Below are 15,965 nucleotides of genomic sequence, written 5' to 3' on the forward strand. Positions count from 1 at the left end.
CCGAAATTCATGCCTCCGACGCTACCCGACGGCCGCGACGGCTCAGTCCTGCGCGAGCAGGGCCGCCAGTTCCGCCTCCCGCTGGGCGATGTCGGCGCGCAGCCGCTCGCCGATCTCGTCGAGCAGGCCGTCGGGGTCGTCCGGGGCGAGCCGGAGCATGCCGGCGATCGCGCCGTCCTCCAGTTCCCGGGCGACGAGGGTGAGCAGTTCCTTGCGCTCGGCGAGCCATTCGAGGCGGGCATACAGCTCCTCGGCGGGGCTCGGACGCCGCTCGGGCGGCACCGGACCGGCCGCCCACTCCGCGGCCAGCTCCTCCAGCAGCGTGACGTCGCCGCGGGCGTAGGCGGCGTTGACCCGGGTGAGGAAGTCCTCACGCCGCTGCCGCTCGTCCTCCTCCTGTGCCAGGTCGGGGTGGGCCTTGCGGGCCAGCTCGCGGTAGAGCTTGCGGGCCTCCTCGCTGGGCCGCACCCGCTCGGGCGGCCGTACCGCCTGATCGGTGAGCATGGCGGCGGCTTCCGGGAAGAGCCCGTGGCCGTCCATCCAGCCGTGCAGCAGCTCCTCGACACCGGGGATGGGCAGCACCCGGGCGCGGGCCTCCTCGGCGCGGCGGAGGTCCTCCGGATCGCCGGTGCGGGCGGCCTTCGCCTCGGCGATCTCGGCGTCCAGCTCCTCGATACGGGAGTAGAGCGGGCCGAGTCGCTGCTCGTGCAGCCGGGAGAAGTTCTCCACCTCGACCCGGAACGTCTCGACGGCGATCTCGTACTCGATCAAGGCCTGCTCGGCGGCCCGTACGGCCTTCTCGAGCCGTTCCTCGGGCCGCGGGGCCTGGGACTGGTCGGCTTCCGGGGTCGTCACCCGCCCAGCGTAGCCGCTGCGCCCGCCCCCCGGCCCGGGCGCCGGGCACCCCACCAGGCCCCGGCCCCCTGTCTCCCGAGCACTCTCCCCCAGCCCTCTCCCCGAGCCCTCTCCCCGGGCCGTCCCGCCCGCCCCTTCTCACACCCCCAGCTCGGCCGCGATCCGGCCGTTCCGTATCCCTGCGACCAGCTCGGCGTGGTCGGCCTCCGTGCGGTCGGCGTAGGCGACGGCGAAGCCGGCCATCGCCTCGTCCAGCTCCTCGTTCTTTCCGCAGTAGCCGGCGATCAGGCGCGGGTCGGCGCTGTGGGAGTGGGCGCGGGCCAGGAGCGCGCCGGTCATCCGGCCGTAGTCGTCGACCTGGTCGGCGGCGAGCGCGGCCGGGTCGACGCTGCCCTTGCGGTTGCGGAACTGGCGCACCTGGAAGGGGCGCCCCGCCACGCTCGTCCAGCCCAGCAGCAGGTCGCTCACGACCTGCATCCGCTGCTGCCCCAGCACCACCCGGCGGCCCTCGTGCGCCACCGGCGCCGTCGCGAAGCCGGCCGTGGCCAGATGCGGCAGCAGGGCCGAGGGGCGGGCCTCCTTCACCTGGAGGACCAGCGGCTGCTCGCGGTGGTCCAGGAGCAGGACGACGTACGACCGGGTGCCGACGCTGCCGGTGCCGACCACGCGGAAGGCCACGTCGTGCACCGCGTGCCGGGCGAGCAGCGGGCGCCGGTCCTCGCCGAGGGTGTCGACGTACGGCTCCAGGGCGGCGGCGACCGCCGCGGCCTCGGCGTCCGGGATCCGGCGCAGCACCGGCGGGGCATCGACGAAACGGCGTCCGCCGTCCGCGGCCGCCTCGGTCGCCTTCGCCGCGAACCGGCCGCTGGTGTTGGCCCGCGCCTTCTCCGAGACCCGCTGGAGGGTGCCGAGCAGATCATGGGCGTCGGCGTGGGAGACGAGTTCCTCGTCGGCGATGGCGTTCCAGGCGTCCAGCACCGGCAGCCGGGCGAGCAGCCGCATGGTGCGGCGGTAGGCGCCGGCCGCGTCCCGGGCCGCCGCGCGGCAGGTGTCCTCGTCGGCGCCGGCTTCCCGCCCGGCCAGTACGAGGGAGGCCGCGAGCCGCTTGAGGTCCCACTCCCAGGGGCCGTGCACGGTCTCGTCGAAGTCGTTCAGGTCGATGACCAGGCCCCCGCGCGCATCGCCGTACAGGCCGAAGTTGGCCGCGTGGGCGTCGCCGCATATCTGGGTGCCGATCCCGGTCGTCGGGGTGCGGGCCAGGTCGTGGGCCATGAGCCCGGCCGAGCCGCGCAGGAAGGCGAACGGGGTGGCGGCCATCCGGCCCACCCGGATCGGGGTGAGTTCCGGGATCCGGCCGGCGTTGGACTCCTCGACCGCGCGCACCGCGTCCGGGCGGGAGGGGTCGAGGTCGAGAGCGCGGTGCGCGGTGCGCGGCACGCGCTCCCGGAGCGCCTTGCCCTCCTGCTTGGGCGAGCCCTGCGGGGGCCAGTGACCGAAGCCACGCACCCGCGGCAGCCGGCGCCCGGCCGCCTCCGCCCCGTCCGTATCCAGCACGCCCGTCACACCCACACCGGCATCGGCCACCGGGACCGCCTCCCCCGCACACGCCACGTCGAATCGATGTCGAATCAATTGCGAGCAGACGGTACAGCCGATGCCGGTCCGGCGGACCACCGCCCGAACCACCGCCCGAACTGCCGCGGGCGGAGCCGCCGCTGAGGCCTTCCTCACAACACGCCTCACAACACGCCTCACAACAGGCGTCGCAACACGCGTCACAACACGCGGCGAAAACACAGCACAAAGAAGAGTGGGCGGCATCGTGATCACGATGCCGCCCACTCCGTGGTGTGCGCGAGGGGGGAGTTGAACCCCCACGCCCTTGCGGGCACTGGAACCTGAATCCAGCGCGTCTGCCTATTCCGCCACCCGCGCATTGGGTGTGTCTTCCGGTTCCTTCCCTTTCGGGCTGGCCCCTTCCGACATCGAGAACATTAGCACGTCGGACGGGGTGGGTTCACATCCCTTCCGGCCGCCCGGCCGGCGGCGCACCCGCCGCGCGGGTTCGCCGGTGCCGTCCCGGCCGTCCCGGGGAGCCCCGCGTCTCGTATCAACCTCGTACCGTTCCGGGGGCATCTCCCCAGGAGCGGGCCGGGTCCACAGCCGGGTGCGGGACACTGGTCTTCACCCGGCTCTACGATCCTTGCGAGGAGAGTTCGAAGGGGAGCCGCTGGGGGAACCGGCTGATTGCCGGACGCGTAGATACGATCAGTGAGCAGTAACAGCACAACCACGTAAGCGAAGGCAGAGCGGCAGGGACGGAGGAGGTGCCCCATGGGAGTCCTGAAGAAGTTCGAGCAGCGTCTCGAAGGTCTGGTGAACGGCACCTTCGCCAAGGTCTTCAAGTCCGAGGTCCAGCCCGTGGAGATCGCCGGCGCGCTCCAGCGGGAGTGCGACAACAACGCCACCATCTGGAACCGTGACCGGACGGTCGTACCCAACGACTTCATCGTGGAGCTGAGCACGCCGGACTACGAGCGGCTGAGCCCCTACTCGGGCCAGCTCGGCGACGAGCTGGCCGGCATGGTGCGCGACTACGCCAAGCAGCAGCGCTACACCTTCATGGGACCGATCAAGGTCCACCTGGAGAAGGCCGACGATCTCGACACCGGCCTGTACCGGGTGCGCAGCCGTACCCTCGCCTCCTCCAGCAGCCAGCAGGCAGCACCGGCGCCGCAGGCCCCGCAGGCCCCCGGCGGCTACGGCCGCCCGCCGGCCGCCGCGCCCGCCGGCGCGCCCCCGATGCCCGCCACGCCGCCCCCCGGCGCCCGGCCCGGCGGCTACGGCTACCCGCAGCCCGCCCCGCAGCGGCCCGGAGCCGCGCCGGCGAGCGGCGGGCGCACCCGCTACTGGATCGAGATCAACGGCACCCGCCACCAGATCTCCCGCCCGACGCTGGTGCTGGGCCGCAGCACCGAGGCCGACGTGCGGATCGACGACCCCGGCGTCTCCCGCAGACACTGCGAGATCCGGACCGGGACGCCCTCCACGATCCAGGACCTCGGTTCCACCAACGGCATCGTGGTGGACGGGCAGCACACCACCCGCGCTACGCTCCGCGACGGCTCGCGGATCGTCGTGGGCAGCACCACCGTTATCTATAGGCAAGCCGAAGGGTGAAGCGGGGGCAATGTCAGAGCTGACCCTCACGGTCATGCGGCTGGGTTTCCTGGCCGTACTGTGGCTGTTCGTGATCGTGGCCGTGCAGGTCATCCGCAGCGACCTGTTCGGTACGCGCGTCACCCAGCGCGGATCGCGTAGGGAGGCCGGGCGCCAGCAGCAGACGGGCCGGCAGCCGGCGGCCCGGCAGCAGGCCGCGCCCCCGCAGCAGCGCGGGCAACAGAGCGGCGGCCGGCGCGGTGGCCGCAACGCCCCCACCAAGCTGGTCGTGACCGAAGGCACACTGACCGGCACCACCGTCGCGCTCCAGGGCCAGACGGTCACGCTGGGCCGGGCGCACGACTCCACGATCGTGCTGGACGACGACTACGCCTCCAGCCGCCATGCCAGGATCTACCCGGACCAGGGCGGTCAGTGGATCGTCGAGGACCTGGGCTCCACCAACGGCACCTACCTGGACCGGTCCCGGCTGACGACTCCCACGCCGATCCCGCTGGGCGCGCCGATCCGCATCGGCAAGACCGTCATCGAGCTGCGGAAGTAGTGCTACATCATGAGTGAGCGCGAGCGGAGCGAGCACGCAGCGGCAGGCCGCCACCCGGCCGCCGCCGGCGCGCTCCCGACCGGAGGGTGGGCAGTGTGGCTCGACACGACCGGCTGTACCCGGAGCCGACGGGCGAGGTGGGCATGAGTCTGTCACTGCGCTTTGCCGCCGGATCGCACAAGGGCATGATCCGCGAGGGCAACGAGGACTCCGGTTACGCCGGCCCGCGGCTGCTCGCGATCGCCGACGGCATGGGCGGCCAGGCCGCCGGCGAGGTCGCCTCCTCCGAGGTGATCTCCACCCTGGTCACGCTCGACGACGACGTGCCCGGCTCCGACATCCTCACCTCGCTCGGCGCCGCCGTGCAGCGCGCCAACGACCAGCTGCGCACCATGGTCGAGGAGGACCCCCAGCTCGAGGGCATGGGCACCACCCTGACCGCGCTGCTGTGGACCGGCCAGCGGCTCGGTCTCGTGCACGTCGGCGACTCGCGCGCCTATCTGCTGCGCGACGGCGCCCTCACCCAGATCACCCAGGACCACACCTGGGTGCAGCGGCTGGTGGACGAGGGCCGGATCACCGAGGAAGAGGCCACCACCCACCCGCAGCGCTCCCTGCTGATGCGCGCCCTCGGCAGCGGCGAGCACGTCGAGCCCGACCTGTCGATCCGCGAGGTCCGCGCCGGCGACCGCTATCTGATCTGCTCCGACGGCCTGTCCGGCGTCGTCTCCCACCAGACGATGGAGGAGACCCTCGCCAGCTACCAGGGCCCGCAGGAGACCGTGCAGGAGCTGATCCAGCTCGCGCTGCGCGGCGGCGGCCCCGACAACATCACCGTCATCGTCGCCGACGTCCTCGACCTGGACACCGGTGACACCCTCGCGGGGCAGCTGTCCGACCAGCCGGTCGTGGTCGGCGCCGTCGCCGAGAACCAGCACCACCTGCACGACAACGGCATCATGCAGACCCCCGCCGGCCGCGCCTCCCACCTGGGCCGGCAGTCCGGCAAGCACGCCCACGGCGGCGGCGAGTTCGGCCCGCCCGGCTCCGGCGACACCACCGGCTACATCCCGGCCGGCTCCTTCGGCGACTACGCCGACGGCGAGTTCACCAAGCCGCGCGCCCGGCGCCCCTGGCTGAAGAGATCCCTGTACGGCGCCCTCGCCCTCGCCGTGATCGGCGGCGGCCTGTACGGCGGCTACCGGTGGACGCAGACCCAGTACTACGTCGGCGCCAACGGCGAGCACGTCGCGCTGTACCGCGGCATCAGCCAGAACCTGGCCTGGGTGTCGCTGTCGCAGGTGGAGAAGGACCACCCCGAGATCGAACTCAAGTACCTGCCGCCCTACCAGCAGAAGCAGGTCAAGGGCACGATCGCGGCGGGCGGTCTGCAACAGGCCCAGACGAAGATCGACGCGCTGGCCGTGCAGGCCTCCGCCTGCCGCAAGCAGGCCGAGCGGGCGGCCGCGGAGAAGAACGCCAAGACGGACCGGATCAAGGCCGCGGGCGGCACCGGAACCACCGCCGCCTCTTTCACGTCCAAGGCATCACCGACGCCGCACCCATCGGCGCCGACCTCCCCGACGTCCCCGACCGCGCCCTCCAAGTCCCCGTCCGCGACCGCCACTCCCCACCCCGGCCCGAGCCTCTCCGAGGATGAGCAGAAGGTCGTCGATCAGTGCGGCAAGCAGTGAGCCAGCCGTGAGAGGCCCCGTCACACGATGAGCAGTACGACAAACCCGCCGACGCACCACACGTCCACGATCGGCGCCATCGGCGCGCCGAGCCGTCGCAACACCGAGCTGGCCCTGCTGGTCTTCGCCGTGGCCATCCCGGTGTTCGCCTATGCCAACGTGGGCCTGGCCATCAGCGACAAGGTGCCCTCCGGGCTGCTGAGCTACGGACTGGGCCTCGGTCTGCTGGCCGGCGTCGCCCATCTCGTCGTACGGAAGTTCGCGCCGTACGCCGACCCGCTGCTGCTGCCGCTGGCGACGCTGCTCAACGGACTCGGCCTCGTCGTGATCTGGCGCCTTGACCAGTCCAGGCTGCTCCAGAACCTGCCCCACTTCGCCCCGTCCGCGCCCAAGCAGCTGCTGAACAGCGCGCTGGGCATCGCCCTGTTCGCCGCGGTGCTGTTCTTCCTGAAGGACCACCGGGTCCTCCAGCGCTACACCTACATCTCGATGTTCGGCGCGCTGATCCTGCTGATCCTGCCGCTGGTGCCGGGCCTCGGGGCCGACATCTTCGGCGCCAAGATCTGGATCAGGGTCCCCGGCCTGGGCTCCCTCCAGCCCGGCGAGTTCGCCAAGATCGTCCTGGCGGTCTTCTTCGCCGGCTACCTGATGGTGAAGCGGGACGCCCTGGCCCTGGCCAGCCGCCGCTTCATGGGGCTCTACCTGCCGCGCGGCCGCGACCTCGGCCCGATCCTGGTCGTCTGGGCGATCTCGATCCTCATCCTGGTCTTCGAGACCGACCTCGGTACCTCGCTGCTGTTCTTCGGCATGTTCGTGATCATGCTGTACGTCGCCACCGAGCGGACCAGCTGGATCGTCTTCGGTCTGCTGATGTCCGCGGTCGGCGCCGTCGGCGTGGCCAGCTTCGAGCACCACATCCAGACGCGTGTGAACGCCTGGCTGGACCCGATGCGCGAGTACCAGCTGAGCCGTCAGATCACCCACGACGGCGTCCTCCACTCCGACCAGCTCCAGCAGTCGCTGTGGGCGTTCGGCTCCGGCGGCACCCTCGGCACCGGCTGGGGCCAGGGCCACTCGGACCTGATCAAGTTCGCCGCCAACTCCGACTTCGTCCTCGCCACCTTCGGCGAGGAGCTGGGCCTCGCCGGGATCATGGCGATCCTGCTGGTGTACGGCCTGATCGTGGAGCGGGGCCTGCGCACCGCCCTTGCCGCCCGCGACCCGTTCGGCAAGCTGCTCGCCGTCGGTCTGTCCGGCGCCTTCGCCCTCCAGGTCTTCGTCGTGGCCGGCGGTGTCATGGGGCTCATCCCGCTGACCGGTATGACCATGCCGTTCCTGGCCGCCGGTGGTTCGTCCGTGCTCGCCAACTGGGCACTGATCGCCATCCTGATCCGGATCAGCGACACGGCCCGCCGCCCGGCGCCCGCGCCCGCCGCCAACCCCGACGCCGAGATGACCCAGGTGGTCCGCCCGTCATGAACAAGCCCCTGCGCCGGATCGCGATCTTCTGCGGCCTGCTCGTGCTGGCCCTGCTGATCCGCGACAACTACCTCCAGTACGTCCGGGCCGACCAGCTGAGCAGCGACAAGGACAACCGCCGGGTCGCCATCGAGCGCTACGCCCACCCGCGCGGCGACATCATCGTCGACGGCAAGGCGATAACCGGATCGGTCGAGGCCCAGAACGGCGACTTCAAGTACAAGCGGACCTACAAGGACGGCCCCATGTGGGCCCCGGTCACCGGCTACTCCTCGCAGGCCTTCGACGGCAGCCAGCTGGAGAAGATCAACGACGGCATCCTCAGCGGCACCGACGACCGGCTCTTCTTCCGCAACACCCTCGACATGCTCACGGGCAAGCAGAAGCAGGGCGGCAACGTCGTCACCACCCTCAACGCGGCCGCGCAGAAGGCCGCCTGGGACGGGCTGAAGTCGCGGGGCGGCAAGGGCGCCGTGGTCGCGCTGGAGCCGTCCACCGGCAAGATCCTCGCGCTGGCGTCCTACCCGTCGTACGACCCCTCGTCCTTCGCGGGCAACTCCACCAGCGTGGACGCCAAGAACTGGAACGCGCTCCAGAAGAAGAACAACCCCGCCGACCCGATGCTCAACCGGGCGCTGCGCGAGACCTACCCGCCGGGCTCCACCTTCAAGGTGGTCACGGCCGCGGCCGCGCTGGAGAACGGGCTGTACACCTCGGCCGACCAGAACACGAACTCCCCGCTGCCGTGGATCATGCCGGGCACCCGGACCGAGCTGAAGAACGAGGGCAGCATCCCCTGCAAGAACGCCAACATGCGCGAGGCGCTGCGCTGGTCCTGCAACACCGTCTTCGGCAAGATCGGCGCGGACCTCGGCAACGACAAGATGCTGGCGGAGGCGAAGAAGTTCGGCTTCGACTCCGAGCAGTTCACCCCGGTCCGCTCCAACGCGTCGGTGTTCTCCAACGGCATGAACCAGTCGCAGACCGCGCTGTCCTCCATCGGCCAGTACAACACCGCCGCCACCCCGCTCCAGATGGCCATGGTCGTCTCGGCGGTCGCCAACGACGGCAAGCTGATGAAGCCGTACATGGTCGACAAGCTCCAGTCGTCCAACCTCGACACCCTGGAGCAGACCCAGCCGAAGGAGCTGAGCCAGCCGCTCTCCTCCAAGAACGCCCAGATCCTCCAGGACATGATGAAGACGGTCGTGGAGAAGGGCACCGGAACCAGGGCCCAGATCCCCGGCGTCACCGTCGGCGGCAAGACCGGCACCGCCCAGCACGGTGTGGCGAACAGCGCCAACCCGTACGCCTGGTTCATCTCCTTCGCCAAGCTCCCGGACGGCAGCAGCCCGGTCGCGGTGGCCGTGGTGATCGAGGACGAGAGTGCCAACCGTGACGACATCTCCGGCGGCGGCCTGGCCGCGCCGATCGCGAAGAACGTGATGGAGGCGGTCATCAAGTCCAAGAAGTGAGACCGTGGGCCCAGGGAGGCACGACAGTCACTCACACAAGTGAGCCCCCTCACACCTCCTTCACATCAGCGCACGTTGCGATACCGGTCCTGTATCGGGTTCCGGGCTTGGCCAGGTCATACAAAGCGAGCCGGGTACCGTAGGCCCGGACGGCAGCCTCGGACGCACACCTCTGTGACGGCCGAGACCGACGGAGAGGGCTGGTAGGTAGCTATGGAAGAGCCGCGTCGCCTCGGCGGCCGGTACGAGCTGGGCCAAGTGCTCGGCCGTGGTGGCATGGCGGAGGTCTACCTCGCGCATGACACCCGCCTCGGCCGCACCGTGGCGGTGAAGACCCTGCGCGCGGACCTCGCGCGTGACCCGTCCTTCCAGGCCCGCTTCCGCCGGGAGGCCCAGTCGGCCGCCTCGCTCAACCATCCCGCGATCGTCGCGGTCTACGACACGGGCGAGGACTACATCGACGGGGTCTCCATCCCGTACATCGTGATGGAGTACGTCGACGGCTCCACGCTCCGTGAGCTGCTGCACTCCGGCCGCAAGCTGCTGCCCGAGCGCGCGATGGAGATGACCATCGGCATCCTCCAGGGCCTGGAGTACGCGCACCGCAACGGCATCGTGCACCGCGACATCAAGCCGGCCAACGTCATGCTGACCCGCAACGGCCAGGTCAAGGTGATGGACTTCGGCATCGCCCGGGCGATGGGCGACGCCGGCATGACCATGACCCAGACGGCCGCGGTCATCGGCACGGCCCAGTACCTCTCGCCGGAGCAGGCGAAGGGCGAGCAGGTCGACGCCCGCTCCGACCTGTACTCCACCGGCTGCCTGCTGTACGAGCTGCTGACCGTCCGGCCGCCCTTCGTCGGCGACTCCCCGGTCGCAGTCGCCTACCAGCACGTCCGCGAGGAGCCCCAGCCGCCGAGCGTCTTCGATCCGGAGATCACCCCGGAGATGGACGCGATCGTGATGAAGGCGCTGGTCAAGGACCCGAACTACCGCTACCAGTCGGCCGACGAGATGCGCGCCGACATCGAGGCGTGCCTGGACGGCCAGCCGGTCGCCGCCACGGCCGCGATGGGCGCGGTCGGCTACGGCGGCTACCCCGACGAGCAGCCCACCACCGCCCTCCGCCAGGAGCAGGGCGGCGGGGCGACCACCGTGCTCCCGCCGATGGGCCCGGACGACGGCTACGGCTACGACGACCGGCCCGACCGGCGCCGCCAGCAGCCGAAGAAGTCCCACACCTCCACGATCCTGCTGGTGGTCGCGGGCATCCTGGTGCTGATCGGCGCGATCCTGATCGGCAAGTGGGTGACCAGCAGCCACAACACGGGCGACGGTCAGGTGGAGGTCCCGAACTTCGTCGGCCAGACGGTGAGCAGCGCGCGCAGCATGGCCGACAACGTCGATCTGAAGGTGACGGTCGGCTCCCGCAAGGCCTGCCAGGAGCAGCCCAAGGGCAATGTCTGCGCGCAGAACCCGGACGCCAAGACGAGCGTCGACAAGGGCACCACGATCACTCTGACGGTGTCCACCGGCGCCCCGAAGGTCCAGGTGCCCGACGTCCGGGGCCTCCAGTTCGACCAGGCGGAGAGCCAGCTCAAGGGCAAGGGCTTCCAGGTCGAGAAGAAGACCGTGGTGTCCACCCAGACCCCCGGTGTCGTCACCGCGCAGGACCCGGTGAACGTCGAGAAGGAGAAGGGCACGGTGATCACCCTCACCGTGGCCAAGGCGGAGGAGAAGGTCACCGTCCCGAACGACGTCGTCGGCAAGTCCTGTGACGACGCGAAGACCGAGCTCCAGAACCTGGGCCTGGCCCCCACCTGCAACGACGTCGCGGTGACCGACCCCGCCCAGGACGGCAAGGTGCAGAGCACCAACCCGGCGGCGGGCACGCAGGTCTCCAAGAACACGCCCATCGCGGTCAACGTCGGAAAGCTCCAGAACAACCAGGTGCAGGTGCCGGGCATCCAGGGCCAGAAGCTCAAGGACGCCAAGCAGATGCTCGCGCAGGCCGGCCTCCAGCTCGGCAACGTCCAGGGCTCGAACGACGACAACGCGGTCGTCGTCTCCTCGAACCCGACGCCGGGCAGCACGGTCAACTCCGGCCAGACCGTCGATGTGATCACCATCGGCGGCGGGGGCAACGGCAACAACAACGGCGGTGGCAACAACGGCGGAGGCACCCTCTTCGGCGGTCTCAACGGCTGACGCCTCCCCGCTCCTACGAAACGAGCCCCTGCCGGTGCATCACCGGCAGGGGCTCGTTCGTGGCGTCAGGGCGCCGGCTTCAGGGCGCGTGGCTTCAGGGCGCGTGGCTTCAGGGCGCCGGCTACAGGGTTCAGCGCAGCTCCGCCGGAGGCGTCCGCTTGCTGTCGACCTTGTCCACCCGGACCAGCTCGCCCCAGACCACATAGCGGTACAGGGACGTGTACACCGGGGTGCAGGTCGTCAGGGTGATGTAGTGGCCCGGCTTCTTCCGGCCGGCCTCGGTGGGGATCTGGGAGATGACCTTGACGTTGTACTTCGAGGTCTCGGGGAGGATCGCGAAGACCTTGTAGACGTACCAGTCGTCCCGCGTCTCGAAGACGATCGGGTCGCCCTTCTCCACCTTGTCGATGTTGTGGAACTTGGCGCCGTGTCCGTCGCGGTGGGCGGCCAGGGTGAAGTTGCCGTCCTTGCCGGACATGGGCAGCACCGCCTTGACCGGGTCGGTGTAGTAGCCGGCCACGCCGTCGTTGAGGACGTCCGTGCCGGTGCCCTTCTCGACCAGCACCTCGCCGTTGTGCATCGACGGCACGTGCAGGAAGCCGATGCCGTCCTTGGTGTCCAGCGCACCGGGGGTGTCGTCCGTGGAGCGGGCCCAGTGCTGGCGGACCCGGTCGGCCCGCTGGTCCGCCTTGCGGTCCGCTATCACGTTCGTCCACCACAGGGAGTAGACGACGAAGAGGGCGAGCAACAGACCCGCCGTGATGAGGAGTTCGCCGAGGACGCTGACCGCGGTCGCGATCCTGCCGAGGCGCCGGGGGCGCTCCCCGGCGGGCGGGGCGGGGTCGGACGCGTCCGTGTGTTCTTCGGTCTCGTCGGCGGTCGCTGCCACAGTTCCTCTGCCCTTACTCGCTGAGCCCTACTCGATGAGCGCGTCCGGCTTTCCCTTGCTGCGCGGGCGTTCCTCGACCATCTTGCCCCAGACGATCAGCCGGTACGTGCTGGTGAACTCCGGGGTGCAGGTGGTCAGGGTGATGTACCGGCCCGGCTTGGTGAACCCGGAGCCCTTGGGTACGGGGTCCAGCACGCTGGTGTTGGCGGGCGAGGTGACCGGCAGCGTCGAGGTCACCTTGTACACGAAGTACGTGTCCTGCGTCTCGACCACCACCGCGTCGCCCGGCACGAGCCGGTTGATGTAACGGAACGGTTCGCCATGGGTGTTGCGGTGCGCCGCGAGACCGAAGTTGCCGGTCTTCGCGTCGGGCATCGCCGTCTTCAGCGGGGGCTCGCCGTAGTGCCCGACCATGCCCTTGTCGAGCACCTTCTCCTTGCTGACGCCCTCCGCGATCGGCGCGACCACGTCCAGCTTGGGGATGTGCAGGATGGCGAAGCCCTGGCCGGGTTCGAAGACGCCCGGGTTGCGCCGGCCGTTCGCCCAGTCGTCCTGGAGCTGGTGCGTCTCGTTTCCGGCCTGCGCGTGCGCGCGGATGTTGGTCCACCACAGCTGGTAGGTGACGAACAGCAGCATCAGGACGCCGGTGGTGATGAACACCTCGCCGATCACCCGGCTCGCGATGACCGCCGGCCCGGGCTTCGCCAGCCGCGCCTGCCGTCGGGCCTCCACCCGGGACAGCGGCCGCCGCGCCGGCTGCGCAGAGGACGCGGGGGACGCGGGGGACGCGTTCTCCGGGCCGCTGTGGCGCCCGCCGCGCCGCTTGGCGGCCTTTCTGCGGGCCGCACGGCCGCCGGCGGGGGTTCCAGCCGCGGGAGGGGCTGTTGGGGCCGCAGGGGCCCGTAGCGGGAGCCGCAGCGCCATCGTCTGCTCGTCCCCGCCGGCCGCCGGGCGGATGCGGGACAACACCACCGTCGACTCGCCGGTGACCGGCGGCAGCACGGCCGTCTGATCCCCGGAAACGGGTGGCAGGACCATCGTCTGCTCCCCGGAAACGGGCGGCAGGACGGCCGTCTGATCCCCGACGGGCGGCAGGACCACCGTCGGCTCCCCGGACGCGGGGGGCGGCGGTGCGGTCCGGGGGTCGGCGTAAGGCGCACCGCCGTAGGGCTCGTACGGTCTCTCCCCGCCGTACAAGTCCTCGCGCTCGGGGCGCAGCGAGGTCACGCCGTGGCCCTGCCCACCACCGGGGCCAGCCCCGCCGACCTCGCCACGGCACCCTGGTCGCCGCACTCCACCAGCCAGTTGGCCAGCATCCGGTGCCCGTGCTCGGTCAGGACCGACTCGGGGTGGAACTGCACGCCCTCGACCGGGAGTTCACGGTGGCGCAGGCCCATGATGATGCCGTCGTGGGTGCGGGCCGTGACCTCCAGCTCGGCGGGAACGGTGGCCGGTTCGGCGGCCAGGGAGTGGTAGCGGGTGGCCGTGAAGGGGGAGGGCAGGCCGGCGAAGACGCCCTTGCCCTCGTGCTCCACCGGCGAGGTCTTGCCGTGCAGCAGTTCCGGCGCCCGGTCGACCACACCGCCGTACGCGACCTGCATCGACTGCATGCCCAGGCAGACCCCGAAGACGGGGACGCCGGTGGCCGCGCAGTGCCGGACCATGTCCACGCAGACCCCGGCCTCCTCGGGCGTGCCCGGGCCCGGCGAGAGCAGGACGCCGTCGAAGCCGTCCTGGGCGTGCGAGGTCGACACCTCGTCGTTGCGCAGCACCTCGCACTCGGCACCCAGCTGGTACAGGTACTGGACGAGGTTGAAGACGAAGCTGTCGTAGTTGTCGACGACGAGAATCCGCGCAGTCACTGGTTGTCCACCGTCACATCGTTGAAGGGCAGCAGCGGTTCCGCCCACGGGAAGACGTACTGGAAGAGGACGTAGACCACGGCCAGAATCAGTACGAGCGAGATGAGTGCCTTCATCCACGCGTTCCCCGGCAGATGCCGCCAGATCCAGCCGTACATGCCGTCCCTTCCGTTTCGCCACGGCACCGGAAACCCACGCCGTACCGCACCAGACTAACGGCGCAGGGCCTTCGGTGGCCCGGACTCCACAGGCTGCGTGGAGTCCAGGTGCGCCCACACGATCAGCCGGTGGCTGTGCCCCCATTCCGGATCGCAGGTGGTCAGGGTGAGATACCGGCCCGGGCGCCGGTAACCGGACGCGCCGGGCACCGGATCGATCACCGCGACATCCGTGGGAACCGTCCGGTAGGGCCCTTTGTCGATCCGGTACGTGAACCAGGTCGTCCCGTCCGTGAGGACGACGGCGTCTCCGGGGCGCAGCCGGGGGAAGTCCTTGAACGGGTCGCCGTAGGTGCGCCGGTGCCCGGCGACCGCGAAGTTGCCCGTCCGCCCGAGCCGGGCCGTCCCCCGGTAGTGGGCGAGGCCCTTCGCCAGGACGTCGCGGCCGGTGCCCTCCAGCACCGGCTTGTTCCACGTGAAACCGAGCCGCGGGATGTACATGATCGCGAAGGCCGTGCCGTAGTGGTACGGCGCGGGGCGCGAGGGGGCGGAGGCCTCCGGCACGGTCCTCCTCGACCACTGCCGGTGCAGCTGGTCGATCTGGTCGCTCATCGCGCCGTCGGCCCGCACTCCGGTCCAGAACAGCACGTACACGACGAAGAGCACGATCAGGGTGCCGGCGGTGATGCACAGTTCGCTGAGCGTCCTCACGATCACGCGCACCGGCGGCTCCTGACGGGGGCCTGGCTACTCCACTGGCTTCGCGTAGTGCAGGTCCACTGTGCCCGAGTAGCCGGGCAGAGTCACCGTCCCGTCCTCGGTGACTTTCCAGCCGAGGCCGTAGACGTTGACGTACACCATGTAGGTCTGGATCGCCTTGCTCGCCGCGAGCGCCTTCTGGAGCCGCCCCGGGTCCCCGATCGCCGTGATCTTGTACGGCGGTGAGTAGACCCGGCCCTGGAGGATCAGCGTGTTGCCCACGCAGCGCACGGCGCTGGTGGAGATCAGCCGCTGGTCCATGACCCGGATGCCCCGGGCGCCGCCCTGCCAGAGCGCGTTCACCACGGCCTGGAGGTCCTGCTGGTGGATGACCAGGTAGTCGGGCTGCGGCTCGGGATAGCCGGGGAGCTTGGCGGTGGCGTTGGGCGGGGCGTCGTTGAGGGTGACGGTGAGGCCGTCGCCGGTGAGCGGCTGGGTGCCGGCGCTGCGCTCCAGCCCGGTCAGCCGCCGGTCCTGGGCCTTGCTGCTGCCGTCGTCGCTCTCGGCCAGCGACTCCACGCCATGGCGCAGGGCCGCGTTGGAGTCGTCCAGCTCCTTGTTCTTGCGGCTGCGCTCCTGGATCAGGTCGGACAGCTTCAGCAGCGAGCCGTCCTGCCGGATGTCGGTGCCCTTGGCGGTGTCGAAGCTGGTGAAGAAGATGAGCCCCGCGAGGGCGAAGACCGCGGCCGTCAGAATCCGCACCGGCCGGACGCGCAGCCCACGGCCGGGGCGGGAACCCATTGATCCCGTCCCGGGGGAGTCGGCAGAATTGCTCAACGTACCCTTATCTCCTTCGGCGCCACGGAAGCACTACGCTAACGGACGCGCCCGACCCAGTTACCTGCGCGGCCACGCAGCG

General features: G+C 70.5%; 14 protein-coding genes and 1 tRNA gene. 6 read left to right on the forward strand and 9 right to left on the reverse strand.

Translation table 11 applies throughout. The annotated features are described in order from the left end of the window. Positions 1 to 42 precede the first annotated feature (42 nt). The 3 genes from ACWCV9_RS20335 to ACWCV9_RS20345 form a co-directional block, all read right to left on the reverse strand. Positions 43 to 855 (reverse strand): hypothetical protein, encoded by an 813-nt coding sequence (locus tag ACWCV9_RS20335; RefSeq protein WP_385841596.1) that lies wholly within the window; start codon positions 853 to 855, stop codon positions 43 to 45. Between the two features lie 138 nt (positions 856 to 993). After that, positions 994 to 2,424: a DUF2252 domain-containing protein gene (locus ACWCV9_RS20340; protein ID WP_450788447.1), complete on the reverse strand. Its 1,431-nt coding sequence runs from the start codon at positions 2,422 to 2,424 to the stop codon at positions 994 to 996. A gap of 282 nt (positions 2,425 to 2,706) precedes the next feature. Further along, positions 2,707 to 2,790 (reverse strand) — tRNA-Leu (locus ACWCV9_RS20345). Between the two features lie 399 nt (positions 2,791 to 3,189). On the opposite strand from ACWCV9_RS20345, the gene ACWCV9_RS20350 reads away from it, so the two are divergent. From ACWCV9_RS20350 to pknB, 6 genes are all read left to right on the forward strand, one after another. Then, positions 3,190 to 4,035, forward strand: coding sequence for an FhaA domain-containing protein (locus ACWCV9_RS20350; protein WP_385841594.1), 846 nt, complete (start codon positions 3,190 to 3,192; stop codon positions 4,033 to 4,035). 10 nt (positions 4,036 to 4,045) lie between these two features. Further along, the gene (locus ACWCV9_RS20355; RefSeq protein WP_385841592.1) at positions 4,046 to 4,579 is read left to right on the forward strand and encodes an FHA domain-containing protein FhaB/FipA; all 534 of its coding nucleotides are present in this window, start codon (positions 4,046 to 4,048) and stop codon (positions 4,577 to 4,579) included. 143 nt (positions 4,580 to 4,722) lie between these two features. Beyond that, positions 4,723 to 6,273, forward strand: a complete 1,551-nt coding sequence (locus tag ACWCV9_RS20360) for a Stp1/IreP family PP2C-type Ser/Thr phosphatase (RefSeq protein ID WP_450788449.1) — start codon at positions 4,723 to 4,725, stop codon at positions 6,271 to 6,273. 27 nt (positions 6,274 to 6,300) lie between these two features. Then, complete coding sequence (locus tag ACWCV9_RS20365) at positions 6,301 to 7,752, forward strand: FtsW/RodA/SpoVE family cell cycle protein (RefSeq protein ID WP_385841591.1); 1,452 nt, start codon at positions 6,301 to 6,303, stop codon at positions 7,750 to 7,752. Then, a complete protein-coding gene (locus tag ACWCV9_RS20370; RefSeq protein WP_450788397.1) occupies positions 7,749 to 9,227 on the forward strand; it encodes a peptidoglycan D,D-transpeptidase FtsI family protein in 1,479 nt (492 codons plus the stop codon). The genes ACWCV9_RS20365 and ACWCV9_RS20370 overlap by 4 nt, the downstream gene beginning before the upstream one ends. 213 nt (positions 9,228 to 9,440) lie before the next feature. After that, positions 9,441 to 11,438 carry a Stk1 family PASTA domain-containing Ser/Thr kinase gene (gene pknB / locus ACWCV9_RS20375; RefSeq protein ID WP_450788398.1) on the forward strand — a complete coding sequence of 666 codons (1,998 nt, stop codon included), beginning with the start codon at positions 9,441 to 9,443 and terminating at the stop codon, positions 11,436 to 11,438. Between the two features lie 130 nt (positions 11,439 to 11,568). Here the strand turns inward: pknB and ACWCV9_RS20380 are convergent, their stop codons facing one another. The 6 genes from ACWCV9_RS20380 to ACWCV9_RS20405 are packed head-to-tail and all read right to left on the reverse strand — an operon-like array spanning position 11,569 to position 15,883. Further along, positions 11,569 to 12,327 carry a class E sortase gene (locus tag ACWCV9_RS20380; protein ID WP_450788400.1) on the reverse strand — a complete coding sequence of 253 codons (759 nt, stop codon included), beginning with the start codon at positions 12,325 to 12,327 and terminating at the stop codon, positions 11,569 to 11,571. Between the two features lie 27 nt (positions 12,328 to 12,354). Then, positions 12,355 to 13,554: a class E sortase gene (locus ACWCV9_RS20385; protein ID WP_450788402.1), complete on the reverse strand. Its 1,200-nt coding sequence runs from the start codon at positions 13,552 to 13,554 to the stop codon at positions 12,355 to 12,357. Continuing rightward, positions 13,551 to 14,189 (reverse strand): aminodeoxychorismate/anthranilate synthase component II, encoded by a 639-nt coding sequence (locus ACWCV9_RS20390; RefSeq protein WP_385841584.1) that lies wholly within the window; start codon positions 14,187 to 14,189, stop codon positions 13,551 to 13,553. Before ACWCV9_RS20390 ends, ACWCV9_RS20385 begins: the two co-directional genes overlap by 4 nt. Further along, positions 14,186 to 14,347: a hypothetical protein gene (locus ACWCV9_RS20395; RefSeq protein WP_385841583.1), complete on the reverse strand. Its 162-nt coding sequence runs from the start codon at positions 14,345 to 14,347 to the stop codon at positions 14,186 to 14,188. Before ACWCV9_RS20395 ends, ACWCV9_RS20390 begins: the two co-directional genes overlap by 4 nt. Before the next feature lie 54 nt (positions 14,348 to 14,401). Beyond that, entirely contained in the window at positions 14,402 to 15,070 is a 669-nt protein-coding gene (locus ACWCV9_RS20400) for a class E sortase (protein ID WP_450788404.1), read from the reverse strand. 24 nt (positions 15,071 to 15,094) lie between these two features. Next, positions 15,095 to 15,883, reverse strand: coding sequence for a DUF881 domain-containing protein (locus tag ACWCV9_RS20405; protein ID WP_385841580.1), 789 nt, complete (start codon positions 15,881 to 15,883; stop codon positions 15,095 to 15,097). Between the last annotated feature and the right edge of the window lie 82 nt (positions 15,884 to 15,965).

Source organism: Streptomyces sp. NPDC001606, assembly GCF_053596835.1.

Excerpts from the sequence above, each read along its gene's own strand:
- ACWCV9_RS20395 (WP_385841583.1), bottom strand. The coding sequence starts at position 14,347 with ATGTACGGCTGGATCTGGCGGCATCTGCCGGGGAACGCGTGGATGAAG.
- ACWCV9_RS20350 (WP_385841594.1), top strand. The coding sequence starts at position 3,190 with ATGGGAGTCCTGAAGAAGTTCGAGCAGCGTCTCGAAGGTCTGGTGAAC.
- pknB (WP_450788398.1), top strand. The coding sequence starts at position 9,441 with ATGGAAGAGCCGCGTCGCCTCGGCGGCCGGTACGAGCTGGGCCAAGTG.
- ACWCV9_RS20355 (WP_385841592.1), top strand. The coding sequence starts at position 4,046 with ATGTCAGAGCTGACCCTCACGGTCATGCGGCTGGGTTTCCTGGCCGTA.
- ACWCV9_RS20365 (WP_385841591.1), top strand. The coding sequence starts at position 6,301 with ATGAGCAGTACGACAAACCCGCCGACGCACCACACGTCCACGATCGGC.
- ACWCV9_RS20370 (WP_450788397.1), top strand. The coding sequence starts at position 7,749 with ATGAACAAGCCCCTGCGCCGGATCGCGATCTTCTGCGGCCTGCTCGTG.
- ACWCV9_RS20360 (WP_450788449.1), top strand. The coding sequence starts at position 4,723 with ATGAGTCTGTCACTGCGCTTTGCCGCCGGATCGCACAAGGGCATGATC.